At 73.2% G+C, this 25,126-nt stretch carries 24 protein-coding genes; 10 read left to right on the top strand and 14 right to left on the bottom strand.

The window, feature by feature from the left end; all coding sequences use genetic code 11:
- The first annotated feature begins 118 nt into the window (after window positions 1–118).
- The 3 genes from ACIBCA_RS08605 (at window position 119) to ACIBCA_RS08595 (ending at window position 3,260) form a co-directional block, all read left to right on the top strand.
- Window positions 119–997, top strand: coding sequence for an alkaline phosphatase family protein (locus ACIBCA_RS08605; RefSeq protein ID WP_396282098.1), 879 nt, complete (start codon window positions 119–121; stop codon window positions 995–997).
- A gap of 334 nt (window positions 998–1,331) precedes the next feature.
- On the top strand, window positions 1,332–1,814 hold the full coding sequence (locus tag ACIBCA_RS08600) for a hypothetical protein (RefSeq protein ID WP_396282097.1): 483 nt from the start codon (window positions 1,332–1,334) through the stop codon (window positions 1,812–1,814).
- Between the two features lie 96 nt (window positions 1,815–1,910).
- Window positions 1,911–3,260 carry a multidrug effflux MFS transporter gene (locus tag ACIBCA_RS08595; RefSeq protein ID WP_396282096.1) on the top strand — a complete coding sequence of 450 codons (1,350 nt, stop codon included), beginning with the start codon at window positions 1,911–1,913 and terminating at the stop codon, window positions 3,258–3,260.
- A 145-nt stretch (window positions 3,261–3,405) separates the two neighbouring features.
- Here the strand turns inward: ACIBCA_RS08595 and ACIBCA_RS08590 are convergent, their stop codons facing one another.
- The 9 genes from ACIBCA_RS08590 to ACIBCA_RS08550 all read right to left on the bottom strand — a co-directional run bounded on the left by ACIBCA_RS08590 (window position 3,406) and on the right by ACIBCA_RS08550 (window position 11,782).
- Window positions 3,406–5,463 (bottom strand): carbohydrate binding domain-containing protein, encoded by a 2,058-nt coding sequence (locus ACIBCA_RS08590; RefSeq protein WP_396282095.1) that lies wholly within the window; start codon window positions 5,461–5,463, stop codon window positions 3,406–3,408.
- 530 nt (window positions 5,464–5,993) lie between these two features.
- A complete protein-coding gene (locus ACIBCA_RS08585; protein ID WP_396282094.1) occupies window positions 5,994–6,530 on the bottom strand; it encodes a hypothetical protein in 537 nt (178 codons plus the stop codon).
- A 204-nt stretch (window positions 6,531–6,734) separates the two neighbouring features.
- Complete coding sequence (locus ACIBCA_RS08580; RefSeq protein ID WP_396282093.1) at window positions 6,735–7,688, bottom strand: ABC transporter substrate-binding protein; 954 nt, start codon at window positions 7,686–7,688, stop codon at window positions 6,735–6,737.
- 76 nt (window positions 7,689–7,764) lie between these two features.
- Entirely contained in the window at window positions 7,765–8,442 is a 678-nt protein-coding gene (locus ACIBCA_RS08575; protein WP_396282092.1) for an ABC transporter permease, read from the bottom strand.
- The gene (locus ACIBCA_RS08570; protein ID WP_396282091.1) at window positions 8,439–9,107 is read right to left on the bottom strand and encodes an ABC transporter permease; all 669 of its coding nucleotides are present in this window, start codon (window positions 9,105–9,107) and stop codon (window positions 8,439–8,441) included. Before ACIBCA_RS08570 ends, ACIBCA_RS08575 begins: the two co-directional genes overlap by 4 nt.
- Window positions 9,097–10,308 (bottom strand): ABC transporter ATP-binding protein, encoded by a 1,212-nt coding sequence (locus tag ACIBCA_RS08565; protein ID WP_396282090.1) that lies wholly within the window; start codon window positions 10,306–10,308, stop codon window positions 9,097–9,099. The genes ACIBCA_RS08570 and ACIBCA_RS08565 overlap by 11 nt, the downstream gene beginning before the upstream one ends.
- Window positions 10,309–10,532: 224 nt before the next feature.
- On the bottom strand, window positions 10,533–10,922 hold the full coding sequence (locus tag ACIBCA_RS08560; RefSeq protein WP_396282089.1) for a rhodanese-like domain-containing protein: 390 nt from the start codon (window positions 10,920–10,922) through the stop codon (window positions 10,533–10,535).
- Window positions 10,916–11,497: a cysteine dioxygenase gene (locus ACIBCA_RS08555; protein ID WP_396282088.1), complete on the bottom strand. Its 582-nt coding sequence runs from the start codon at window positions 11,495–11,497 to the stop codon at window positions 10,916–10,918. The genes ACIBCA_RS08560 and ACIBCA_RS08555 overlap by 7 nt, the downstream gene beginning before the upstream one ends.
- A 207-nt stretch (window positions 11,498–11,704) precedes the next feature.
- On the bottom strand, window positions 11,705–11,782 hold the full coding sequence (locus tag ACIBCA_RS08550) for a putative leader peptide (RefSeq protein ID WP_106981192.1): 78 nt from the start codon (window positions 11,780–11,782) through the stop codon (window positions 11,705–11,707).
- A gap of 233 nt (window positions 11,783–12,015) precedes the next feature.
- Between ACIBCA_RS08550 and ACIBCA_RS08545 the strand changes: the two genes are divergently transcribed.
- From ACIBCA_RS08545 to ACIBCA_RS08530, 4 genes are all read left to right on the top strand, one after another.
- Entirely contained in the window at window positions 12,016–12,858 is an 843-nt protein-coding gene (locus ACIBCA_RS08545) for a nitrilase-related carbon-nitrogen hydrolase (RefSeq protein ID WP_396282087.1), read from the top strand.
- A gap of 11 nt (window positions 12,859–12,869) precedes the next feature.
- Entirely contained in the window at window positions 12,870–14,291 is a 1,422-nt protein-coding gene (hydA, locus tag ACIBCA_RS08540; RefSeq protein WP_396282086.1) for a dihydropyrimidinase, read from the top strand.
- A 42-nt stretch (window positions 14,292–14,333) separates the two neighbouring features.
- Window positions 14,334–15,347, top strand: coding sequence for a TIGR03842 family LLM class F420-dependent oxidoreductase (locus tag ACIBCA_RS08535; RefSeq protein WP_396282085.1), 1,014 nt, complete (start codon window positions 14,334–14,336; stop codon window positions 15,345–15,347).
- An 86-nt stretch (window positions 15,348–15,433) separates the two neighbouring features.
- Complete coding sequence (locus ACIBCA_RS08530; protein WP_396282084.1) at window positions 15,434–16,975, top strand: NCS1 family nucleobase:cation symporter-1; 1,542 nt, start codon at window positions 15,434–15,436, stop codon at window positions 16,973–16,975.
- Window positions 16,976–17,068: 93 nt separating this feature from the next.
- Here the strand turns inward: ACIBCA_RS08530 and ACIBCA_RS08525 are convergent, their stop codons facing one another.
- Window positions 17,069–18,310, bottom strand: coding sequence for a glycosyltransferase (locus ACIBCA_RS08525; RefSeq protein ID WP_396282083.1), 1,242 nt, complete (start codon window positions 18,308–18,310; stop codon window positions 17,069–17,071).
- Window positions 18,311–18,499: 189 nt separating this feature from the next.
- Between ACIBCA_RS08525 and ACIBCA_RS08520 the strand changes: the two genes are divergently transcribed.
- Entirely contained in the window at window positions 18,500–18,766 is a 267-nt protein-coding gene (locus tag ACIBCA_RS08520) for a GlsB/YeaQ/YmgE family stress response membrane protein (protein ID WP_396282082.1), read from the top strand.
- Window positions 18,767–18,842: 76 nt separating this feature from the next.
- On the opposite strand, the gene ACIBCA_RS08515 is transcribed toward ACIBCA_RS08520, so the two are convergent.
- The 4 genes from ACIBCA_RS08515 to ACIBCA_RS08500 all read right to left on the bottom strand — a co-directional run bounded on the left by ACIBCA_RS08515 (window position 18,843) and on the right by ACIBCA_RS08500 (window position 22,558).
- A complete protein-coding gene (locus ACIBCA_RS08515; protein WP_396282081.1) occupies window positions 18,843–19,766 on the bottom strand; it encodes an ADP-ribosylglycohydrolase family protein in 924 nt (307 codons plus the stop codon).
- 144 nt (window positions 19,767–19,910) lie between these two features.
- Window positions 19,911–20,501: a TetR family transcriptional regulator gene (locus ACIBCA_RS08510; RefSeq protein ID WP_396282399.1), complete on the bottom strand. Its 591-nt coding sequence runs from the start codon at window positions 20,499–20,501 to the stop codon at window positions 19,911–19,913.
- 46 nt (window positions 20,502–20,547) lie between these two features.
- Entirely contained in the window at window positions 20,548–21,582 is a 1,035-nt protein-coding gene (locus ACIBCA_RS08505; RefSeq protein WP_396282080.1) for an aldo/keto reductase, read from the bottom strand.
- 136 nt (window positions 21,583–21,718) lie between these two features.
- Window positions 21,719–22,558, bottom strand: coding sequence for a class I SAM-dependent methyltransferase (locus ACIBCA_RS08500; RefSeq protein WP_396282079.1), 840 nt, complete (start codon window positions 22,556–22,558; stop codon window positions 21,719–21,721).
- A 180-nt stretch (window positions 22,559–22,738) separates the two neighbouring features.
- On the opposite strand from ACIBCA_RS08500, the gene ACIBCA_RS08495 reads away from it, so the two are divergent.
- Both ACIBCA_RS08495 and ACIBCA_RS08490 read left to right on the top strand, forming a co-directional pair.
- Window positions 22,739–24,094 carry a sensor histidine kinase gene (locus tag ACIBCA_RS08495; RefSeq protein ID WP_396282078.1) on the top strand — a complete coding sequence of 452 codons (1,356 nt, stop codon included), beginning with the start codon at window positions 22,739–22,741 and terminating at the stop codon, window positions 24,092–24,094.
- Window positions 24,091–24,750: a response regulator gene (locus ACIBCA_RS08490; RefSeq protein WP_396282077.1), complete on the top strand. Its 660-nt coding sequence runs from the start codon at window positions 24,091–24,093 to the stop codon at window positions 24,748–24,750. The genes ACIBCA_RS08495 and ACIBCA_RS08490 overlap by 4 nt, the downstream gene beginning before the upstream one ends.
- The last annotated feature ends 376 nt before the right edge of the window (window positions 24,751–25,126 follow it).

The raw sequence follows: 25,126 nt of genomic DNA, 5'->3' as shown, positions 1-25,126 counted from the left end.
ACCTCGTGTTCGATGGGGCGACGCCGCACGGTACGGCGGGCGGTGAACCATGGCGCGGTCGGCGGCGCCCCTCTGCGCGCGCGGCCGGGTGTGCACGACCGAAAGGAACCCCTCTGCCATGACCGCTGCCCAGTGGCCCCGTCCCCGGGTGCTCGTCGTCGGGATCGACGGCGTCCGCCACGACTACCTGGCGAAGGTGCCGATGCCGCGCCTCCAGGAGGTCGCCGAGGCCGGATTCCTGGTGCCGGTCACCGTCGCGGACAGCGTGCCCACCATGTCCGGGCCGTGCTGGGCCACCATCGTCACCGGGGTCGAGCCCGCCAAGCACGGCGTCTGGGGCAACCACCTGGGCGGCAACCGCCTCGACGTCTTCCCCGACTTCGCCACCCGCCTCAACCGGGGCGACCGCCGCCGCACCTTCGTCGCGGCCGGCTGGGACCCGCTGATGATCAACGAGTCCGGCGGCCCGCTCTTCCGCGCCCCCGGCCGCCTCTCGTACATAGCCCCCGCGGAGGACACCCCCGAGGCGTGGGAGACCGTCGACGAGGAGGTCACCCGCGAGGCCGTCCACGTCCTGGCCACCGCCGATCCCGAAGCCTCCTTCGTCTACCTCGGCGCCGTCGACGAGACCGCCCACTTCCTCGGCTGCGGCGAGGAGTATCGCGCCTCCATGCGCACCGCCGACGAGCGCCTCGGCCGCCTGTTCGACGCCGTCCGCGGCCGCGCCACGTACGCCGAGGAGCAGTGGACCGTCATCGTCGTCACCGACCACGGGCACGTCGACGAGGGCGGCCACGGCGGCCGCACCGAGGAGGAGCGCACCGCTTGGGTCGCCTGCGCCGGGCACGACATCCCGGCCGGCCCGCCCACCGGCGAGATCCGCCACCCGGACGTCGCCGCCCAGGTGTACGCCTCGCTGCTGCGCCCGATCGACCCGCACTGGACGCTGGACGGGCGGCCCTTCCCCGTCGCCCGGCCGGTGGCCACGGGCGTCTGACGGGGAGCGCGGGGCCGTCCGGGGCCTGCACCCGGGGGACTCCGGTGCCCCGGGTGCAGCAGGCCCGGCTGCGCCGCGGGCCGTCCGGGGCGAGGCTCGATCGGGGTCCGGCGCAGGGCCGCCACACGGACTCCGCCGAAGGGCATACGCCGGAAGGTGGAGACCGTACCCCGTAGGTCGGAAACAGGATCGGGACTTGGTGGTGACGATCCGACGGCCGGGCTGGGCCACGATGGGTACACCCGGACGGCGTAGGCCGCCGGCCGAGGCGGGACACGCAGCGCCGGACACGCGGGACACGCAGGGCACAGGACACGGGAGAGGGCAGGCGGGCATGAAGGGCATCGTGAGCAAGGTCGCGCTGGGAGTCGCGGGCACCGGCATGGCCGTCGCCGTGGCGGCCGTGGCCATAGGCCCGCGGGTGTCCTCCTGGTACGACGAGCGCCACCAGGAGCAGTCGGCGTACGAGACCGGCGAGCAGGCGAAGAACGACCGCCGCTCCATGCCCGGCTGGCTGCCCGACAACGCCTCCTCGGTCAAGTACGTGATGTCCACCACCGGCGACGACCGGCTGCTGGTCGCCACCCTCCCCGAGGGCCGGCTGCCCACCGGCTGCGCCATCGGCGTCCCGGGCCGCGCCTCGCACCCGGTGCCGGCCTCGCTCAAGGCCGGCTGGTTCCCGCAGGACGTCGCGGCCAAGGCCACCGGCACCTGCGGCCACTACAGCGTCGCGCTGCACGGCAACCGGCTCTACGCCTGGCAGGACGGCGCGGCGGTGCAGGCGGCGCACCGCGCCGAGCACTCCGCCCGGCGCTGACGGGCGCCTCCGGGGGGACCCCTCCTGTCGGAAGGGGATCGGGCTGCGATAGGACGGGGCGTGATCGAACATCCGTCCCCCTCCGATAGGAGCCCCATGCCCGGCCCGACCGCCGGCGCCGCCGGACCCGCCGGCACCGCCCCCACCACCGGCCCCGAGGCCACCGCTGATGCCGCCGATGCCGCTGATATCGCTGATGCCGTCGATACCGCAGAAGCCGCGGGATCCGCCGGCGCCGCCTCCATCACCGGCCCGGCCACGATCGTCGTCCTCGGCGGGCTCGCCGCCCTCGGCCCGCTGACCATCGACCTCTACCTGCCCGGCCTGCCCGCCATCGCCGACGACCTGGCCGCCGACCCGGCGGCCGTGCAGCTCACCCTCACCTTCTCGATGTTCGGCGTCGCCGCCGGGCAGCTGCTCTTCGGGCCCCTCAGCGACCGCTTCGGGCGCCGGCCTCCGCTGCTCGTGGGGATGGTCCTCTACACCCTGGCCAGCGCCGTGTGCGCGCTCGCCCCCAACCTGCCGGTGCTGATGGCCGGACGCTTCGTGCAGGGCGCGGCCGGATCGGCGGGCCTGGTCATCGGACGGGCCATCGCCCGGGACCGCTTCCAGGGCGTGGCGATGCTGCGCTTCCTCGCCTCGATCACGATGATCTCCGGGCTGGCGCCGATCCTCGCACCGATCGTCGGGGCCCAGATGCTGCGGTTCACCTCCTGGCGGGGCACCTTCGGCGCGCTCACCGCGCTCGGGCTGCTGCTCGCCCTGGCCTCGTTCGGCGCGCTGCGCGAGACCCTGCCCGCGCAGTCCCGGAACGGCGGCGGGATCGGCACGACGCTGCGCACGATGGGCCGGCTGCTGCGCGACCTGCCGTTCCTCGGACTGGTGCTGACCAACGGCTTCGCGTACGGCGCGCTGTTCGGGTACATCAGCGGCTCCTCGACGGTGCTGCAGCACGTGTTCGAGGTCTCGCCGCAGACGTACAGCCTGCTGTTCGGGCTGAACTCGGTGGCCATCGTGCTGATGACGCAGGTGAACGGGCGGCTGCTGGCGCCGCGCTTCACGCCGCGGGCGCTGGTGCTGGGCGGGCTCGGGACGGCGGTGGCCGCCGGGGTGGCGCTGGTACTGGGGACGGCGGTGTGGGACGCGGGTCTGGTCGGGTTCTGTGCGCCGCTGTTCGTGCTGATGGGCAGCCTGGGCGTGCTGCTGCCGAACGCCTCCGCCCTGGCGCTCGGCCTCGTCGAACCGAAGGCGGCGGGTACGGCGGCGGCGCTGCTCGGCACGGGCAGCTTCCTGGCGGGCGCGGTGGTCGCGCCGCTGAGCAGCCTCGGCGGACGGCCGTCCGCGGTGCTGCTGGCGCTCGTGGTGCTGGCGTCGGGGCTGCTGTCGACGCTGACGTACCTGGTGCTCTGCCGGCCGGGGCGGATGCCGGAGGCGGCGGACGTCTGACGGCGGACAGCTGACGGCCGACGCCTGACAGCGGACAGCTGACGGATGACAGCGAACGGATAACAGCTGACGGATTTCATCATCCGTCAGCTGTTATCCGTTCTTCGTTACCCGTTACTTGTTACGCGTCAGCCGTTCGCGCGGATCAGGCGATGGAGAAGTCGTCCCCGTAGACGTTCCCCTGCCCGTACCAGCCGTGCAGGTACACGGTGACGGTGCCGGAGGCGCCGGTGGTGAAGGGGACGGTCAGCTGGGTCCAGCCGGAGGCGACGGTCCAGGTGCTGGCCGTGGCGCCGCCGGAGACGCCTAGGTAGGCGTAGTTGCCCTGCACCCAGCCGCTCAGCGTGTAGCTGGTGTTGGGCTTGAGGGTGACGGTCTGGGTGCACTCGCCGGTCTGGCTCGCACCGGCCGCGGCCTGGAGCGCGTAGGAACCGGAGTGGACGGGCGTGGAGACGACCGCGCCGCCGCTCTGGCAGTTCCACGGGGCCAGGTTGCCGGTCTCGAAGTCGCCGTTGACCAGGCCGGTGGGCGGCGGGGTCGTGCCGGTGACGGTCAGCGAGTAGGTCGCGGTGTGGGTGCCGGAGGCGCCGGTGGCGGTCACGGTCAGCGGGTAGGTGCCCGCCTTGGCGGCCGCGGTGGTGGCGATGTTCAGCGTCGCGCCGCTGCCCGCCGTGACGGTGCCCGGGGTGACGGTGGCCGTGACGCCCGCCGGGGCACCGCTGACCGACAGGTTCAGGCTCTGCGCCGAACCGCTGGTGACGGCCGTGGCGACCGCCGCCGAGGTGGAGGAACCGGCGGCCACGCTACCGGAGTTGGGGTTCACCGCGACGGAGAAGTCGTTGCCCGGCTGGGTGCCGGTGACGTTCAGCGTGAAGGTGGTGGTGTGGCTGCCGGAGGCCGCGCTGCCGGTGACGGTCAGCGGGTAGCTGCCGGGCGTCACCGAGGAGGTGGTGGAGACGTTGAGCGTCGCGCTGCCGCCCGCGGTGACGGTGCCGGGGGTGACGGTGGCCGTCACGCCCGCCGGGGCGCCGCTGACCGACAGGTTCAGGCTCTGCGCCGAGCCGTTGGTGACGGCGGTGGAGATGGCGGCCGAGGTGGACGAACCCGCCTTGACCGTCGCCGAGTTGGGGTTCACCGCAACGGAGAAGTCGTTGTTCACCGTCGTGCCGCCGGTGAACTGCTCGAAGATGTGCGAGAACTCCCAGGTCTCCTGGGTGATCCCGGAGCAGGTGTCGTCCCCGCCCTTGCCCGGGCAGCCGCCGTTGTCCCGCTGGAGGGCCCAGAAGGACAGCGTGCTGATGCCCTTGGAGACGGCCCAGTTGTAGACGGTCTTGGCGTTGGCCACGGTGAAGGTCTCGGCGGCACCGAAGTCGTCGATGCCGACCATCTCGATGATGCCGATCGAACTCCACAGCTGCGCCGGGGTCTTGCCCGGGTAGAGCTGGGCGAGCTGGTTGTACAGGCCCTGCGCCGAGGTCTGGGTGTCGGCCGCCATGTCATGGGTGGCGTTGTCGTAGTAGTCGAAGGTCATCATGTTGACGACGTCGATCCGCGCCTTGTTGCTGACGGCGTTCTGCAGCACCGCGAGGCCGCTGTCCGCCAGCCCGTGCGTGGTGGTCGGCAGGGTGTAGGAGAACTGGACGTTGCGCCCGTTGGAGGCGGCCCAGTCCTGCACCTGCTTGATCGCCTTGTTGCGGCGGTCGATGCCGGCGGAGTTGTTCAGCGAGTTGTCCTCGATGTCGAGGTCGATCCGGCTGATGTCGTAGGTGGTGATGACGTTCTCGAACGCGGCCGCGATCTGGCCGACGTCGGTGCAGCTGTCGGCGATCTCGGTGCCGGTGTTGTCGGCCGTGTAGCCACCGAAGGAGGGGATCACGTCCCCGCCGTTGGCCCGGATGGTGGCGATGTCGGCGCCGAAGGTGGAGGAGGAGACCGGCTTGGACGTGTCGCCGTTCCAGTACGGCGTGCAGGAGCCCTTGGTGGCGGCCTGGAGGAAGGCCATCGTCAGGTACTTGTTGCCGGACTGCGCGGCCACGGTGGCGGGGCTCTGGCCGGTCCAGGACTCGAAGTAGGGGGCGAAGACCCGGCTCGGCAGCGGGGTCGCGGCCTGGGCGGTGCCCGTCCCGGCGGCGACGAGGCCGGCCGAGGCGGCCAGGGTGGCGCAGGCCGTCAGCGCCGCCTGAATGGTTCTGCGTAGACGCATCGGTTCTCCAACAGACGTGGTGGGGGATGGTGTTGGGGCGGTGCGGAACGGGCCGGGGCGCCGGGGCGGCCGGTGGGGTCGGCCGCGTGCACGGTCCGGCCCGGGGGAGCCGGGGTGGTGGACATACGGGCGTGCGGACATGCGGGCGTGCGGGAACCCGCCGACTCGCGCGGCGGTGCGGCGGTGCGAACGCGCACGCCGTACAGGGCGGGGGTGGAGCGGAACAGGGCAGGGCAGTGCCTCAGCCGCCGGTGGTCACACCCCCACAGTGCATCCCGGTCGGATCGACATGCCTATGTTTGGACTAGACCACTGCTCTGTCAAGAGTCCTAACTGTTCGTCGGCGCACGGGCTTTGGCATGTCCGGACGGGATGAGTGCCAAGCGCGGAGGGCCCCGGAAACGCCACGGCCGCGCACCCGTCGGACGGGGCGCGGCCGCGGCCGCCCGGCGCTCAGGACGCCGGGCGGTACGGAGGCCGCGGGCGGTGGGGGCCGCCGCGGCCGGGTGTGGCTGGAGAGAGGGCGTTCCCTAGCGCGGCGGCGGGCAGAGTGTGGAGCGCAGCGCGTCGTTGATCTTCGCGGCGGTCTCCGGACCGAGGCCCTGCGGGTGCTGGGGGGAGGTGAAGCGCTGGTCGGCCAGGTCGGTCAACTTCTGCTTGTCCTTGGGGAACTGGAAGATCGCCTGGCACTGGCTGCGGGCCCGTTCCACGGCCTGGCCGGGCTTGCCGTCGACGATCGCCGGGTCGATCGCGTCCAGGGCGGCGACCAGTTTGGCCGTCAGGTCGGCGTCCGGCTTGCCGGGCAGCCCGGCGTCGGTGGGCGGGGCGGGCTTGGCGGGGGCGGGCGCCCCGGGCGAGGCGCCGTCGGCCGGGGTGGAGGCCGGGGCGGTGCCCGTCGCGTCCCCGGTGGGAGCGGCCGAGGCGGTCGCGCCGTCAGCCGAAGCGGCGGCGGTGGTGGTGGGGGAGCCGGCGGCGGAGGAGCCCGATCCGGAGTCGGAACTGGAGCAGGCAGCGAGGCTCACCGCGGCGAATGCCGTGAGGGTGGCGGCGAGGAGACGAGTGCGCATGCCGCCACCCTGTCATGTTCGCGGCGCCGAGGGGAAGGTCCCCCCGGCGAAGGACGGCCCCGCGAACCGGCGCGGACGGGTGCGAACGGACGCGGACGGGCGGCGAGGTCCAGGACCCCGCCGCCCGCCACATGGAGAACAGAGAACAGCGAACAGAAGACGGAAAACAGCAAACAGAAAACAGCGAACAGAAGACGTGGAGTGTCAGCCCAGGCCGTTGGACTTCAGCCACTCCTTGGCCACCGCCGACGGGTCCTCCTTGTCCACCGCGACCCGCTTCATCAGCGCCGTCAGCCCGGCCGTGTCCAGCTTGGCCGAGACCGCGTTCAGCGCCGCCGTCGCCTTGGCGTCCACGCCGGACTTGTTGACCAGCGGGGTGACGTTCTGCGCGCCGAAGACGTTCTTCGGGTCCGCCAGCGGGACGAGCTTGTACTGGACGATCTTCGGGTCGGTGGTGAACACGTTGCCGACCTGGATGCTCCCGTCCTTGAGGGCGTTCGCCGTGGTGTCGCCGGTGGGCTTCCACTCCTTGAACGTCAGCCCGTAGACGTCCTTGAACTGCTGCTCGCGGCGGGTCTTGAACTCCGGCGGCCCGCCGATGGTGAACTCGCCGGCCTTGGCCGTGAGGTCGGCGATGCTCTTGAGGCCGTACTTGTCGGCGCTCTCCTGGGTGACGCTCAGCGAGTCCTTGTCCTCGGCCGGCGAGGAGTCCAGGACCGCCAGCGAGGAGGGCAGCGCCTTGGCCAGGGCCGCGTTGACGTCCTGGGTGGTGACGGCGGTGGCCTTGGCGTCCAGGTAGGCGAGCAGCGCGCCGTTGTACTCGGGGAGCACCGTCAGGTTGCCGCTCTGCAGCTGCCCGTACAGCACCTCGCGGCTGCCGATGTTGAACTTCTCCTCGACCTTGACGCCCTTGGCCTTGAGGGCCTGCGAGTAGATCGAGCCGAGCAGCACGTTCTCGGGGAAGTTCGCCGAGCCGACGACCACCGTCGAACCGGAGCCGCCCGAACCGCCGGAGCCGCTCGTGGCGGAGGCGCCCGAGGAGGCCGTGGAGGCGCCCAGCGGGTCGCCGCCCGAGGAACTGCAGGCGGTGGCGCCGAGGGCGAGAGCGGAGAGGGTGCCGAGGATGACGGCGCGTCGGCCTCTGTGCGATGTCGACATGGTGATGAATGTCCTTCCGGAGTGGACGGGAGAGGGCAGGAGGAAGAGGAAGAGGAAGAGGAAGGGGCGGAGCGGATCAGCGGGCCCGCGACTGGGCGCGCACCCCCGAGGGGAGCGCGAACCGGGAGAGCAGGGCGAACATCGCCTGGGCGGCGACGGCGAGCAGCACCACCAGTAGCGCCCCGCCGACCGTGGAGGAGAAGCGGCGGGTGGCCAGCCCGTCGATGACGTAGCGGCCGAGCCCGCCGAGGCCCACGTACGCGGCCACCGTGGCCGTCGCGATCACCTGGACGGTGGCGGTGCGCAGCCCGGCGAGCAGCGTCGGCGAGGCGGCGGGCAGGCAGACCTGCCACAGCACCTGCGGGTGGGTCAGGCCGATGCCGCGCGCCGCGTCCCGTACGTCCGGGTCGGTGCCGCGCACCCCCTCGACGGCGGCCACCAGCAGCGGCGGCGCGGCCAGCGCCACCAGGGCGATCAGCACGGCCGTCTCGCCGACCCCGACGAGCAGCACGGCCAGCGTCACCAGGCCCAGGGTGGGCAGCGCGCGGGTGGCGCCCGCGAAGGCGGTGACCACGGTGACGCCCCGACCGGTGTACCCGATCAGCAGGCCCAGCGGCACGGCCAGCAGCGCCGCGTACAGCAGCGCCTCGCCGGAGAACAGCAGGTGTTCCAGGACGCGGTGGACGATCGAGTCCGGGCCGCTGCGGTGGTCGGGGGCGCTGAAGAAGTCGCCCAGCCAGTCCAGCCAGTTCACGAGCCGGCCCCCTTCTGCCGCGCGGCCCACGGCGCCAGCAGCCGGCGCGAGCCCACCAGCAGCAGGTCGACGGCCAGGGCGAGGACGGCGATCAGCGCGATGCCCGCCCAGATGGGCGTGGGGAAGTTGCGCTGGTAGCCGTCGATGAACAGGTAGCCGAGCCCGCCGCGCCCGACCAGCGCGCCGACGCTCGCCAGCGAGATGCTGGACACCGCCGCGACCCGCAGTCCGGCGATCAGGTACGGCACGGCGGCGGGCAGTTCGACGGCGGTCAGCCGGTGCCAGGGCCCGTACCCCATGGCGGTGGCGGCCTGCCGCACGGCGTCCGGGACGGCGCGCAGCCCGTCCACGGTGGTCGGCAGCAGGACGGCCAGGGCGTAGAAGGTCAGCGGGATCATCACCGTGGCCTGGGTGGCGAGCCCGGTGTACGGGATCAGGATGATGAACACCGCCAGCGAGGGCAGCGCGTAGACGATGTTGAAGACGGCGGACAGCGGCTGGTAGAGCCGGGGGAAGCGGGCGCAGGCCAGGCCCAGCGGGACGGCGGCCAGCAGGCCGATCAGGACGGGGACGAGGGCGATCACGGCGTGGTCGGCGAGCAGATCGCCGAGGTAGCCGAGGTGGTCGCCGATCCAGTACCAGCGGATGATCGGTTCATCGTCCACCGGCGGCTCCGTCCGTCGGCGCCTGTGCGGGCTCGCCAGGCGGGTCGTCCGCGGCGGCCTTGAGCGGAGCGGCGGCCTTGAGCGGAGCGTCGGCCTTGAGCCGAGCGTCCGCCTTGAGCGGGACGTCCGCCTTGAGCAGCGCGGGGGCCTCGGCCGGCGCGGGGGCGGACAGCGCGGCCAGCACGGCCTCGCGGCTCGCGGTGCCCGTCACCCGCCCGTCCGCGTCCAGCACGGCGGCGACCCCGGCGGGGGAGAGGACGGCCGCGTCCAGCGCGGTGCGCAGGGTGTCCGCCTCCTGGCGGAAGCCCGGGGCCGGGTGCGGTCCGGCGCCCTCGGCGCCCTCGGTGTCCCGGTCGATCCAGCCGACCGGGCGGCCGGCTCCGTCCAGCGTCAATTCCCAGCCGCCGTAGCGCAGTCCGTCGCCGATCGGCCGGACGGCGACGGCGCTCGCGGGCCGCAGCGCCAGCCCGCGCAGGCCCCGGTCGCGGCCGAGGAAGGCGGCCACGCCGTCGTCGGCGGGGGCGGTGAGCAGGGTGTGCGGATCGGCCCGCTGGGCTATGCGGCCGTGCTCGCGCAGCACCACGACCTGGTCGCCGAGGCGCACGGCCTCCTCGATGTCGTGGGTGACGAACAGCACCGTCTTGTGCAGCTCGGACTGAAGCCGCAGCAGTTCCTCCTGAAGCCCGGCGCGCACCACCGGGTCGACGGCGCTGAACGGCTCGTCCATCAGCAGGACCGGCGGGTCGGCGGCCAGGGCCCGCGCCACGCCGACGCGCTGCTGCTGGCCGCCGGAGAGCTGGAACGGGTACCGCTTGGCGGTCTCCGGTGCCAGCCCGACCAGCTCGAGCAGCTCGGCTGCCCGGGCGCGGGCCCGTTTGCGGTCCCAGCCGAGCAGTAGCGGGACGGTGGCGACGTTGTCGATCACCTTGCGGTGCGGGAACAGGCCCGCCTGCTGGATCACGTACCCGATGCCGCGGCGCAGCTTGGCGGGCTCCAGGTCGGCCACGTCGGTGCCGTCCAGCAGGACCCGGCCGGAGGTGGGCTCCACCATCCGGTTGACCATCCGCAGCAGGGTGGTCTTTCCGCAGCCGGACGGTCCGACCAGGACGGTCGTGCGGCCGGTGGGGACCTCCAGGTCCAGGCCCTCGACGGCGATGGTGCCGTCGGGGTGGCGCTTGCCGGCGCCGTCGAATCTGATCACGGGGTGTTTCCTCGTCAGGGCGCCCCGGGGAGGCGGCGCCTGGGTCGGTCGGTGGGACAGTCGTTCGGTTGACGGCGGTTTCGGCCGCCGGGGCGTCGGCGCTCTTCCGCCGTTCTACGCCCGCGTGGCTGCCCAGCTTCGGAGCGGTGGAAACTCTGATCAGACTATGACCTGCGTCATCTGCTGTCGCACGGTTATCAGCCACCGGCCCCTCATCGGGCCTCTCATCGACCCCCCTGACGCGTCGGCAGCCCGGCCGCCGCCCAGCCGACGAAACCGCCGTCCAGGTCCGTCGCCCGGTGCAGCCCCAGCTCCCGCAGCGTGGCCGCGGCCAGGCTGGAGGCGTAGCCCTCCGAGCAGACCACGATCACCTCCACGTCGTACCCGGTCGCCTCGGGGATGCGGTGGCTGCCCGTCGGGTCCAGCCGCCACTCCAGGACGTTGCGCTCGATGATCAGCGAACCGGGGATCTCCCCCTCCGCCGCGCGCTGCGCCGCCGGACGGATGTCCACCAGCAGCGCGCCCTCCCGCTGCGCCCGGTGCGCCTCCAGCGCCCCCGGCCGGTGGACGCCCTCGCGGGAGCGCTCCACCAGGTCGTCGATCGTGGTCACCATTGTTCCGGTCCTTCCACCGAGGTGCGGACGAGCCCTTCGGCCCGCAGGTCGTAGTGCGCCATCGAACTGAGCGGCGGCGAGTAGGCGTGCAGGGTGACGGCCGGGCCGACGGCCGTGTTGCGGACGTCGTGGACGTACTCGGGGCCGAACGCCCGGGCCGTCCCGGCCGGGACCCTGCGGATCAGCAGCCCCTGCTCCGGCCCGCCGAGGGACAGTTCCTCCAGCTCACCCAGCGCGACCGCGAAGGCGCCGCGCGAGCCGCCGTGGTCGTGGAAGCCGGTCGACTGGCCGGGCAGCCAGCTGATCAGCCACACCTCGTGGTCCTCGTCGCCCGCCAGCCGGCGGTACCAGCGCTCCTCCATGGAGAGGCGGACGTGGTGGATCCATTGGTCCGGGCGTTCGGCCAGGTCGCGGACGATCGTCCGCAGGGTGCTCGGGGTGAGCGGTGTCCGGGCCCCGGCGTCCGGGGCGGGGGCAGTGGCAGGGGCCGGGGCGGGGGCAGGGGCGGAGACCGGGGCAGTGGCAGTGGCGGGGGCCCGGTCGGGCTCGGTCAGGGGCGTGGCACTCAGGCTCATCGGGGCGTCCTCGGATGCGGCGGGAACGTCGAAGGGTCTGCCCGGGCCCGGCGCGGGAGCGCGTGAGCGTGTGGACGGACCGCGGGAGCGGCCCGGCACGCGGCGGTGCGGTGCGCCGGTACGGGCGGGAGTCAGAACTGCGGGTGCGGGTGCGCGCCGAGGGCCCTGGCAGACGTCACAGGGCGGGCCACGCGGAGAGGGGAAGGGTCAACAGGCACAGATGGAACTCGCCTGGCGCCGCAGATCGACGTGCAGGCGGCAGACCAGAGTGGTGCCGGTGTCCATGAGCCGGATCCTTCCCGAGCGACGCGGGCCAAGTCAAGCCGGGACGCGGCCGGCTCGACCCGTGGACGCGGCCCGGCTCCACCGCCGCACCGGCCCGGGGCGAGGGGGCATCCGGGTGGACGGATGCGTAAGGAGCCGACCCGCGGGGTAGATGACCGTTTCATCCCGCCCCGCCAACCCTCGAAAGCGTGGCCCGGCCCCGGCGGCCGAGCGGCGCAGTTGCGGAGGTACCCATGTCGCAGATCGTCCGTGCCGCGCTCGTCCAGACCCGCTGGACAGGCGACCAGGAGAGCATGATCGCCCTCCACGAGCGCCACGCCCGCGAGGCCGCCGCCCAGGGCGCGCGGATCATCGGCTTCCAGGAGGTGTTCAACGCCCCGTACTTCTGTCAGGTCCAGGAGGCCGAGCACTACCGCTGGGCCGAGGCCGTCCCCGACGGCCCGACCGTACGCCGTATGCAGGACCTCGCCCGCGAACTCGGCCTGGTGATCGTCGTCCCCGTCTACGAGGAGGAGCAGACCGGCGTCTACTACAACACCGCCGCCGTGATCGACGCCGACGGCAGCTACCTCGGCAAGTACCGCAAGCACCACATCCCCCAGGTCAAGGGCTTCTGGGAGAAGTACTACTTCAAGCCCGGCAACCTCGGCTGGCCCGTCTTCGACACGGCCGTCGGCAAGGTCGGCGTCTACATCTGCTACGACCGCCACTTCCCCGAGGGCTGGCGGGCGTTGGGCCTCGCCGGTGCCCAGATCGTCTACAACCCCTCCGCCACCAGCCGAGGCCTGTCCTCCTACCTGTGGCAGCTCGAACAGCCCGCCGCCGCCGTCGCCAACGAGTACTTCGTCGCCGCCATCAACCGCGTCGGCACCGAGGAGTACGGGGACAACGACTTCTACGGCACCTCCTACTTCGTCGACCCGCGCGGGCAGTTCGTCGGCGACGTCGCCTCCGACAAGGAGGAGGAACTCGTCGTCCGCGACCTCGACCTCGGCCTGATCGAAGAGGTCCGCCAGCAGTGGGCGTTCTACCGGGACCGCCGCCCGGACGCCTACGGCCCGCTCGCCGAGGCGTGAGGGGCACCGCGATGACCACCCGCGACCCCGGACAGCGCACGATCATCCGCGGCGGCCTCGTCGTCACCGCCACCGAGGAGATCCACGCCGACGTCCTCGTTGAGGGCGAACGCGTCGCCGCGCTCGCCGCCACCGGCAGCGCCGCCGCCGACGCCTGGAGCGCCGAAACCGTCATCGACGCCACCGGCCACTACGTCATCCCGGGCGGCGTCGACGCCCACACCCACATGGAACTGCCCTTCGGCGGCACCGCGGCCTCCGACACCTTCGAGACCGGCACCCGCGCCGCCGCCTGGGGCGGCACCACCACCATCGTCGACTTCGCCGTCCAGCCCGTCGGCGGCTCCCTGCGCGAGGGCCTGGACACCTGGCACGCCAAGGCCGACGGCAACTGCGCCGTCGACTACGCCTTCCACACCATCGTCTCCGACGTCAACGACGCCGTCCTCAAGGAGATGGACACCCTCGTCGACTCCGGCGAATCCACCTCCTTCAAGCTCTTCATGGCCTACCCCGGCGTCTTCTACAGCGACGACGGCCGCATCCTGCGCGCCATGCAGCGCGGCGCCGCCAACGGCGGGCTGATCATGATGCACGCCGAGAACGGCATCGCCATCGACGTCCTCGTCGAACAGGCCCTCGCCGCCGGGCGGACCGACCCCCGCTACCACGGCGAGGTGCGGCGCGAACTCCTCGAGGCCGAGGCCACCCACCGGGCCGTCAAACTCGCCCAGGTCGCCGGCAGTCCGCTGTACGTCGTGCACGTCTCCGCCGCCTCCGCGCTCGCCGAGATCGCCCGGGCCCGCGACGAAGGGCTCCCCGTCTTCGGCGAGACCTGCCCGCAGTACCTCTTCCTCTCCACCGACAACCTCGCCGAACCGGGCTTCGAAGGCGCCAAGTACGTGTGCAGCACGCCGCTTCGGCCGCGCGAGCACCAGGCGGCGCTGTGGCGCGGGCTGCGCACCGACGACCTCCAGGTGGTCTCCACCGACCACTGCCCGTTCTGCTTCGTCGGGCAGAAGGAACTCGGCCGCGGGGACTTCTCGAAGATCCCCAACGGCCTTCCGGGCGTGGAGAACCGGATGGACCTGCTCCACCAGGCCGTGGTGGAGGGGCGGATCAGCCGGCGCCGCTGGGTCGAGATCGCCTGCACCGCCCCGGCCCGGATGTTCGGCCTCCACCCGCGCAAGGGCACCGTCGCGCCCGGCGCCGACGCCGACCTCGTCGTCTACGACCCCGTCGCCGTGCAGACCGTCTCCGCCGCGACCCACCACATGAACGTCGACTACTCGGCCTACGAGGGGCGTCAACTCACCGGCCGCGTACGGACGGTGCTCTCGCGCGGCACCGTCGTCCTGGACGACGGACGCTGGCTCGGCCGCACCGGGCACGGCACCTTCCTGCGGCGGGGGACCTGCGGGTACCTGCTCTGATCCGTCCCTTCCCCCTCCACCCCGTCTTTGGAGCCGCACCCGATGGACATCGGCCTCGTCCTGCAGACCGACCCGCCCGCCCGCCTGCTCATCGACCGGATGATCCGCGCCGAACGGGCCGGGTTCAGCCACGGCTGGACCTTCGACTCCTGCGTCCTGTGGCAGGAGCCCTTCGTCATCTACAGCCGCATCCTCGCCGAGACCGAACGGCTGGTCGTCGGCCCGATGGTCACCAACCCCTCCACCCGCACCTGGGAGGTCACGGCCTCCCTGTTCGCCACGCTCAACGACATGTACGGCAACCGCACCGTCTGCGGCATCGGGCGCGGCGACTCCGCCATGCGCGTCGCCGGGCGCCGCCCGGCCACCCTCGACCGGCTCTCCCAGGCCATGCACGCCGTCAAGGAACTGGCCGAGGGCCGCACCGTCGAGGTGGACGGCACCGAGATGCACCTGCCGTGGGTCGGCCCGGGCGCCCGACTGCCCGTCTGGATGGGGGCGTACGGGCCGAAGGCACTCGCCCTGACCGGGCATCAGGCGGACGGGTTCATCCTGCAGTTGGCCGACCCGTTCCTCACCGAGTACATGGTGAAGGCCGTTCGTGCCGCGGCTGCCGAGGCGGGCCGGGACCCGTCCTCGGTCACCATCTGCGTGGCCGCTCCCGCCTACGTCACCGCCGACGACTCGCCCGCCGCGCTCGCCCACGCCCGGGAGCAGTGCCGCTGGTTCGGCGGGATGGTCGGCAACCACGTCGCCGACCTGGTCCGCCACTACGGCGAGCACTCGGGCCTCGTGCCCGACGCGCTCACCGACTACATCAAGGAGCGACAGGGCTACGACTACAGCCACCACGGGCGCGCCGACAACCCGGACACCGCCTTCGTGCCGGACGAGATCGTGGACCGGTTCTGCCTGATCGGCCCGCCGGAGGCGCAGCTCGCGCGCCTGGAGCACCTGCGCTCGTTGGGCGTGGACCAGTTCGCGGTGTACGCGATGCACGACGCGATCGAGAGCACCATCGACGCGTACGGGGAACAGGTCATTCCGCGGCTGTAGGTTCGCGGTTCTCCTTGTCCGTCTCCTATTGCCTCCTCTCTCACCTCCTCTTGCCTGATATCGGTTGCAGAAGACGGGAGTTGCCCATGGCGGAGACCGCGACCGGCGGTGGCGGACAGCGGCAGTATTCCGACGGCCGGGTCGAACTCGACCCGGCCGAGGGGGAGTTGCCTGCCAACGGATTCACCAACGACGACCTGATACCGGTGCCGGTGGAGCGGCGCACCTGGACCACCTACAACTTCCTCGCCCTCTGGGTCGGCATGGCCCACAACATCCCGTCCTGGACACTGGCTTCGGGGCTGGTCGCGCTCGGCATGGACTGGCGGCAGGCGGTGCTCACCATCGCCCTGGCCAACCTGATCGTGCTCGTGCCGATGCTGCTCTCCGGGCACGCGGGGACGAAGTACGGCATCCCGTTCCCGGTGTTCGCCCGCGCCGCGTTCGGGCTGCGCGGCGCCAATCTGCCCGCGCTCGTTCGCGCGGCGGTGGCCTGTGCCTGGTTCGGCATCCAGACCTGGATCGGCGGGGAGGGGATCTTCCTGCTGGCGGGCAAGCTCCTGGGCCGGTCCTGGCAGGAGGCCGCCGATCTCGGCGGGTACCCGTGGACGCAGTGGCTCTCGTTCCTGCTGTTCTGGCTGATCGAGATCGTCATCATCGCCCGGGGTATGGAGACGCTGCGGCGGTTCGAGAACTGGGCGGCGCCCTTCGTCATCGTGGGCGCGCTGGCCCTGCTGGTGTGGATCACCGTCAAGGCGGGCGGGTTCGGGCCGCTGCTGTCCCAACCGTCCACGCTGGGCTGGGGTTCCGGGTTCTGGAAGGTCTTCTTTCCGGCGCTGATGGGCATGATCGGGTTCTGGTCCACACTGTCGCTCAACATCCCGGACTTCACCCGATTCGGCGGCAGCCAGCGGGCCCAGATCCGCGGGCAGGCGCTCGGGCTGCCGACGACGATGACCCTGTTCGCGCTGCTGTCGGTGCTCGTCACCTCGGGCTCCCAGGCGGTGTACGGGGCGCCGGTGTGGGACCCGATCCAGCTCGCGGCGAAGATGGAGAACCCGGTCGGCATCCTGTTCGCGCTGCTGACCGTGCTGGTCGCGACGCTGTCGGTCAACATCGCCGCCAACGTGGTGTCACCGGCCTACGACCTCGCCAACCTGCTGCCCCGCTTCGTCGACTTCCGTACGGGGGCGCTGATCACGGGCGTGGTCGGGATCGCCATCTTCCCGTGGAGGCTGATCGCCGACCCGCACGTGTACATCTTCACCTGGCTCGGCGTGGTCGGCGGCCTGCTCGGGACGGTCGCGGGCGTCCTGCTCGCCGACTACTGGCTGCTGCGGGGCACCCGGCTGCACGTGGCCGAGCTGTACCGCCCGGGCGGCGCGTACTGGTACACCGGCGGCTGGAACCTCAGGGCGGTGGCGGCACTGCTGATCGGCGGTCTGCTGGCCGTCGGGGGCTCGCACTCGGACGCGGGACCCTTCCCAAGGGACGGAGTGATCCCGCTCCTCAAGCCGCTGGCCGACTACGGCTGGGCGGTCGGCTTCGCGAGCGCGGCGGCGGTGTACACGGCGCTGGCCGGGTTGCCGGGGAACGGTAGGCGACGGCGGCGAACAGGTCACAGCTGACGGAAAGCAGAGAACGGATTGCAGGCGACAGCGAACAGATGACGGATTTCACCAGCCGTCATCTGTTCGCTGATTTCCGTCGGTTGTCAGTTGTCACTTGTTCGCTGCCCGCTCGACGGCGGCGAGGACCTTGGCGGTGCCGTCCTCGGCGGCCAGGGCGGTGGCGACGGCGCGGGCTCGGGCCGTGTACCGGGGGTCGTCGAGGGTGCGGCGGAGGGAGGCGGCGAGGTGGGAGGCGGTGAGGGTGCGCAGCGGCACCGGGCCGGGGGAGACGCCGAGCCGGGTGAGCCGGGCGGACCAGAACGGTGCGTCCAGCTGGGCGGGCACGGGTACGGTCGGCGTCCCGGCGCGCAGGGCGGCGGCGGTGGTGCCGGCCCCGGCGTGGTGGACGACGGCCGCCGTGCGGGGGAACAGCCAGCTGTGCGGGGCGTCGCCGATGGTCAGGACGGACTCCGAGTCCTCGGCGGCCAGCCCGCTCCAGCCGGACTGCAGGAGGAGCCGCACCCGCGCGGCCCGGGCGGCGGCGAGGACCGTCCCGGTGAGCCGCTCGGGATCGGGGACGACCAGGCTGCCGAAGCCGACGAAGACGGGCGGCGGCCCGGCCGCGAGGAAGTCGAGCAGCCGGGCCGGCGGCTGCCAGTCGTCCGGTTCGGGCGGCCACCAGTACCCGGCGACGTCGAGCCGGGGGTGCCAGTCGGCCGGGCGGGGCACGACGGTCGGTGAGAAGCCGTGCAGCACGGGGTGCCCGCGCCGGGCCCCGGCGACGCCGACGCCGGGCAGCCCGAGTCGGCGGCGCAGCTCCCGTACGGCCGGTGCGAACAGCTGGTCGGTCCCGGCCTGGACGGCGTACCCGGCCAGCAGGTTGCCCAGCGCCCCGAGCGAGCGGGCGCCGGTGACGGCGGGGGCGAACTCCCGAGTGGGGGACAGGGGTTGGAGGTGCAGTCCGAGGCTGGGGATGCCCGACGCCTCGGCGGCGACCTGGCCGAGCGGGTCGGTGGCGCTCGAGGTCAGCAGCAGGTCGGCGCCGAGCGCGGTGGCCTCGACGATGCCCTCGCCGAGCGCGGGCATGAACCGGCGCCCCATGCGCAGGAGTTGCACGATCACGCCCGGCCCGGTCCCGGCCTTCAGCAGGCGTCGCCCCTCGTCGGAGGCGAGTTCGGCACGCGGGTCGACGGGCAGCGGCCGGAACTCGAGCCCGGCCGAGCGCACCGACTCGGCGAAGGTGGCATGGGTGGCGACGGCCACCTGGTGACCCGCCGTCCTCAGTCGCACGCCCAGCCCGGTGAAGGGGGCGACGTCACCCCGGGACCCTGCGGTGGCGATCAGGATGCGCATGGCCGCAGTATTCCGGCGCCCGGGGCCTGCCGAAAGGCCGCCACGCCCGCCACGCCCGCCACGCCCGCCGTGCCTGCCACGCCCGCCACGCCTCGCGCTCGCACCGGAACCGCCGGAAGGGCGGCGGGCGTCCTTGGGGTCAGAACGGCGCGGCGGGGCTTTCGCGCCGATGACGGGAGGGACGAACGGATGGGCATCATCGCGTGGATCGTACTGGGCCTGATCGCCGGGGCCCTGGCCAAACTGCTGCTGCCGGGCAGGGACCCGGGCGGCCTGATCGTGACGACCCTGATCGGTGTCGCCGGCTCCTTCGTCGGTGGCTGGATCGCCTCGCACTTCTTCCACCGCTCCGTGACGGCGCACTTCTTCGACGCGGCCACCTGGGTCTCCGCGGTCGGCGGCGCGCTCGTCCTGCTGATCGCCTACCGCATCCTGTTCGGTCACTCGCGCCGCTGACTCCGACGTCAGCCCGGAGGCGGGCCGGTTCCGGGGGGAACCGGCCCGCCTTCGTCGTCCCGGCGTGATCCCGTCGTCATCCGGCCGTCGGGGTCGCTTCGTCGACCCACTCCGGCAGGGCCTCGCGGGCGGTGAGCCAGGCGGCCGGGACCTCGGCCGTCCCGGTGCGGGCGGCGACCACGCCGCCGGCGATCGCGCAGGTGGTGTCCCGGTCGCCCCAGCCCTCCAGGGTCTGCCAGAGGGCCTCGGGCAGGCTGTCCAGGTGCCCGGCGGCGGACCAGAGGGCGAACGGGACGGTGTCCGGCGCGGAGAGCAGCAGCCCCGAGCCGAGCACGGCGGCGGCGTGCCGCACGCTGGTGCCGGCGGGCATCCGCGCGGCGGTCCGCAGCCCGGATCGCACGTCGCTCTCCGGCAGCCGTCCGGCGATCTCGGTCAGCAACTCGCCCCGCTCCGGCGCGACGTCACCGCGACTGCGGACGGCGATTGCCGCCGCGAGCGCGACGGCCACCGCGCCGGCGACGGCCTCCGGGTGGGAGTGGGTGGTGAGCGCCTGGAGCTCGGCCTGCTGGGCCGCCCGATCGAGGTCGTCGGCGAACCAGGCGCCCAGCGGCGCGACCCGCATGGCGGCGCCGTTGCCGTAGGAGCCCTGGCCCCCGAACTGGGACGAGGTGACGGCGCGCCAGTCTTCCCCGGCGTCGACGGAGCGCAGGACCCGGCGCATCGAGGGCCCGTACTTGCGGTGGGGCGTGCCGGTGTACTCGGCGGCGAACTCCCGGGCCAGGGCGTCCTGTCGGACCTCGCCGTGCGTCCTCAGGTGTCGCAGGAGGACGAGCGTCATCGCGGTGTCGTCCGTCCAGGGCCAGGGCGCGGGCCTGGGCAGGCGGGCGGCCAGCGCGGCGGGGGCTTCGTCGGCCGGCACGGAGAACCAGCGGTCGCCGAAGGCGTCGCCCAGGGCGAGCCCTTGCAGGCTGTCCAGTGCCGGGTCGGCCGTGCCGCGCATGTCATCCTCCATGTGAGATCGACTGTGCGCGGCAGTCTGCCGGAGGACCGCGGCGCCGACGACCGGATTTCGATCCGGTCGCCGGCGCCGCGTCGGGAGCTGTCAGGCGGGGTGCGTCAGGCGGGGTGCGTCACTCGGGGCGTCTCAGCCGGTGGTGTGCAGGCCGTCGAGGATGAGGGTCCAGACGGCTTCGAAGCGGCCTTCGGCCTGGGGGCCGGACCAGTCGGGGGCGTAGGCGGGGTCGTGGAACGGGGCGGTGGCGTCGAAGACGGCGCGGGCGGTGGTCTGGATGTGGGCGAGCTTGAACTCGCCGGCCTCGACGCCGTCCTGGAAGATCCGGGCGATCTGGGAGATGAGGATCTCGATGTGCTCCTCGATGCCGGCGCTGTTCTCCTCCGTCAGGACGGCGAAGGTCGCGAACAGCTCCGGGTCCTCGAGGGCCTTGCGGCGCTTGGTGCGGAAGAGGGTGAGCAGCCAGCGGTGCAGGCGCTCGGCGGCGCCGCCCTGGCTCTCGTCGTCGGCGATGTCGGCGAGTTCCCGGTTGGCCTGGTCGAGCCAGCGCTGGTTCACGGCCTCGCGCAGGGCGGTCTTGCTGGGGAAGTGCCGGTAGACGCTGCTGTGGCTGACCCCGAGGGTGCGGGCGACGTCCACGACGGTGGCCTTGGTGGGGCCGAATCGCCGGAAGACGTCCTCTGCCGCGATCAGGATCTGCTCGGCGGTGAGGGTGGTTTCCATGGTCACGCGGGTCCGTCCTTGAGTCGTGCGGGGCCGGGCGGGCCGGTCATCGTTCGCTGTCCAACAGTGCCATCTGCGCGGCGGCGTATCGATCGCCTGCGGCCGATCCCGCCGGAACTGCGGCCTCGATGGCGGTGAGGTCGGCGTTCGTCAGGTTGACGTCGAGGGCGCCGAGGGCCTCGGAGAGGCGGTCGCGGCGTCGGGCGCCGACGAGCGGGACGATGTCCTGGCCGCGCGAGGCGACCCACGCGATGGCGACCTGGGCGACGCTCGCACCCTTCGCGGCGGCGACCTCGCGCAGCGCCTCGACCAGGGAGAGGTTGTGCGCCAGGTTGTCGCCCTGGAAGCGGGGGCTGAGGCCGCGGAAGTCGCCGCCGGCGAGCTCGCGGCCCTGCTGCCAGTGGCCGCTGAGCAGGCCGCGGGAGAGGACGCCGTACGCCGTGACGCCGATGCCCAGTTCGCGGGCGGCGGGCAGGATGGCGTCCTCGATCGAGCGGGAGAGCAGCGAGTACTCGATCTGGAGGTCGCAGATCGGGTGGACGGCGGCGGCGCGGCGCAGGGTGTCGGCGCCGACCTCGGACAGGCCGATGTGGCGGACGTATCCGGCCTGGACCATCTCGGCGACGGCGCCGACGGTCTCCTCGATCGGGACCTTCGGGTCGAGGCGCGCCGGGCGGTAGACGTCGACGTGGTCGGTGCGCAGCCGGCGCAGGGTGTAGGCGAGGGAGGCCTTGACGGCGGCCGGGCTCGCGTCGTAGCCGACGGGCATCCCGTCGGGGCCGCGCTGGGCGCCGAACTTGACGCTGATCTGCACGCTCTCGCGGTCGCGGCCGCGCAGCGCCTCGTGGATCAGCAACTCGTTGTGGCCCATGCCGTAGAAGTCGCCGGTGTCCAGGAGGGTGACGCCGGCATCCAGGGCGGCGTGGACGGTGGCGATGCTCTCGGCCTCGTCGGCCGGGCCGTACAGGTCGGACATGCCCATGCAGCCGAGGCCGAGGGCGGAGGTGGTGAGCGGGGCGGTGCCGTTGGTGCCGTTGGTGCCGAGGGTGCGCTGAGCAGCGGTGCGGTTGATCGAAGGCAAGGAGGACTCCAGATCGGTTGCGGCGCCGGATGGCGTGGTCGGTGGGCGACCTGGGGGCAACTCTGTCAGAACAGCGAACAGATTTCAAAATCTGTTCGCTGTTATCTGTTTTTTGTTACTTGTTACTTGTTACTTGTTACTCGCCGGGCGTCGGCGGCACGTCCTGGTGTACGGCCTCGCCCAGGTCCTCGCGCACGGCCTGCCGCCAGTCCTCCCGCCCGCCCGGCGCCCGCAGCAGATGGGCGCGGGCCGGCGGCAGGTTGCGCCAGGCCGTGCGCGAGCCCAGCCCGTAGGTCGCCTCGAAGCGCCGCAGCAGCCGCACCACCGCACGGTGCCGCGCCCCCTCGCGCGGACCGGAGGTCAGCATCCGGGCCGTGGTCGTGCCGAGGTAGCCGAAGTACGTCAACTCGCCGCCGGGCACCAGCAGTCGCAGGTAGAGGTCGAGGATCTGCCGGACGGTGCACGGCTCGAAGTTGGTGAACGGCAGACCGGAGACGATCACGTCGTACCGCTCCCGAGGCCCCTCCAGCACCCCCCGCGGTTCCAGCTCCTCCACCCGGCACGTCGACAGCCGCAGCTCGATCCCGGGCCTGCGCGTCGCCAGCACCGGGTCCTCCCGCAGCCGTTCGGCGAAGCGGGGGTTGGCCTCCACCACGTGCAGCCGGTCGCCCGGGCGCATCACCTGCGTCAGCCGCCGCGTCACCACCCCCGTCCCGGCGCCGACCTCCAGCACCGACAGCGGCCGGTTCGGCCGGCTCGTCACCGGCACCACCAGGGCGTTCACCAGATCCGGCCCACTGGGCGCCAGCGCACCCGTGTCGTGGAAAGTGCGCAGCGCCTCCGCGAGGAACAGCAGATGGTCCTCGCCCGGCGGCCGGCCGGAGGGCGCGAGGAGTGACGGGGCCGGCGAGGCAGACGGCGAACCGGCGTGCGAGGAGGCGGAGTTGGGGCCGGGGAGGGACAGCTCGTTCGTCATGGGAACGACGCTAGGAAGTCCTCGTCCGCACCGGATCGGCCGACGAGCGGCGCCGACCCCCGACGAAAGTCGAGGGCGCGTCCGCCCGGAAGTCCGGGGCGCCCGCACCCGTACGCGCCCTAGCATCGAGCTCACGCTCGCACACGACCGGGCAGTGGCGGAGGATGAGGGGAGGGGCCCGTGCGCGCAGGTCTGCTCGGCTGGTACGGCCCGCAGCGCCGCCCCTGGAGCGAGACCCTGCTGCTGCTCGGCATCCTCGGCCTCGCCGCCGAGGAGTCCGTCTTCCAGTGGCTCCACGCGAGCGGGCCGATGCGCGTGCCCGGCACGGTCGTCGCCGGTCTCGCCGCCCTCTCCCTGGTCCTCGCGCGCCGCTACCCCGTCGTCTCCGCCGTCCTGCCGGTGCTCACCGCCGGACTGCTCAACCGCGCCCTGCCCGGCCTGCTGAGCGTCTACCACCTCGCCTACCTCGGCCGGCCCGGCGCGGCGATGGCCGGGGGCACCGTCATCGCCGTGCTCAGCGCGACCGGCGCGGACTCGGTGATCGGCTGGGCCGGCACCACCGGTTCCCAACTCCTCGTCCAGGCCGCCACCTTGTCCTTCGGGCTCTGGCAGCACGGCCGCCGGGTGCTGATCCGCACCCTGCACGACCAGGTCGACGTGCTGCGCCGCGAGCGCGAACTGCGCGCCGAACAGGCCCGGGCCGCCGAACGCGCCCGGATCGCACGGGAGATGCACGACGTGCTGGCCCACCGGCTCAGCCTGCTGGTGCTGCACGCCGGGGTGCTGCGCGACCAGGCGAGGGCCGGCACCGTCGCCGCCGACCAGGACCGGCTCACCCACCGCCTCGAACTGCTGCGCACCACCGCCGCGCGCTCGCTGGACGACCTGCGCGACGTCCTGGGCGCCCTGCGCGCCGACCCGCCCACCGCCCCGGACGGCGAGCCCGGGCCCGCCGTCCCGTCCGGCCGTCCGAGCGTCCCGGCGCCCGCCCTGCGCGACCTCACCGAGCTCGTCGGCGAGGCCACCCAGGCCGGTCAGCGCGTCGAACTGGCGCTCTCCGGCGACCCGGAGGCCGTCCCGACCACCCACCGGCTGGCCGTGCACCGGCTCGTCCAGGAGGCGCTGACCAACGCCCGCAAGTACGCGCACGCCGCGTCCGTCACCGTCAGGGTCGCGTACGGCGCCCCGGCGACCACCGTCGAGGTGCGCAACGGCCCCGGCGAGACCCTCCCGGACGGTTCCGGCAGCGGCGGCGGGTACGGCCTGGTCGGGCTCACCGAGCGGGTCGGCGCCCTCGGCGGGCACCTCGACGCGGGACCCGACGGCGAGGGCGGCTTCCGGCTCTCCGCCCGGCTGCCCTCGCCCGGCCGCCCGCCACCGGTGCCAGGCCGGGCGGGCGGCACGGACGGCGGCGGTGCCGGGGCTCCCGGCCCGCGCCCGCGCCCGTCCCCGCGTTCGCCGTCGCCGCTCCCCTCCCCGTCCCCGCGCCCGTTCGCGAGCCCGGCCCCGCGTCCGCACCCGGAGGAGTCCGCATGATCCGCACGATGGTCGTCGACGACGACGCGCTGGTCCGCCTCGGCCTGGTCGACCTGCTCGCCCAGGATCCGGCGCTCACCGTGGTCGCCGAGGCCTCGGACGGTCTCCAGGCCCTCGAGCTCGCCCGGGCCCAGCGCATCGACGTCGCCCTGATGGACATCCGGATGCCCCGGCTCGACGGCATCGCCGCGACCCGTCGCCTGCGTGAACTCCCCGACGCCCCACGGGTGATCGCCCTGACCACCTTCGACCTCGACGAATACGTGTACCAGGCGCTCGCGGCGGGCGCGGACGGCTTCCTGCTCAAGGACACCCCGCCGGCGGAGATCGCCCGGGCCGTCCATGTGGTCGCCAGTGGCCAGGGGATGCTGCACCCGGCGGCCGCGCGGCGCCTGATCGACCGCTACCACCGGGCGGGCGCACCCCGCGCGGTCGCCGCCCGGGGCCGGGTCGCCGGGCTCACCCCGCGCGAGCGGGACGTGCTGCGCGAACTCGCGGACGGCCTCTCCAACGCCGAGATCGCGGGCGCCCTCGGGATGCGCGAGAGCACCGTCAAGGCACACGTGAGCCGCATCCTCACCGGGCTCGGCGTCGGCAACCGCGTCCAGGCCGCGCTGCTGGCGCGCGACGCGGGGCTGTTCGGCGACGGGGCCTGAACGACGGCGGCTGAGCGACGGTGCCTGAGTGATGCCGCCTGAGTGATGGCGCCTGAGCGGCGGGGCCTGAACGACGGGACCCGGACGACGGCCGCCTGAGCGCCGGCCGACCGTCGCCGCGCGACGGCCCCGGCGCGAGGCCCGCTGCAAAGGTGTGCGAACGGCCTCGATTCGGTCGCGGTTCGGCTTCGATTGGGTCGGGATTCGGCCGAGGTTCGACGGTGGTTCGCCCCGAGAGTGCCCGGCGTCGCACGCGTCGCTCCAGCGTCGTTGCGCGCCGTCCGCACGCCTTCCCCCGGCGCGGGAGCGTGCTTCCCCGCGCGGTCGGCGTGCCCCGGGTTCGTATCGCGGACTGAGCCGATGTCACCCATCCGGC

This window comes from Kitasatospora sp. NPDC051170, from assembly GCF_044455705.1.
GTDB lineage: Bacteria > Actinomycetota > Actinomycetes > Streptomycetales > Streptomycetaceae > Kitasatospora.
This window is presented reverse-complemented; position numbering and strand designations above follow the sequence as displayed.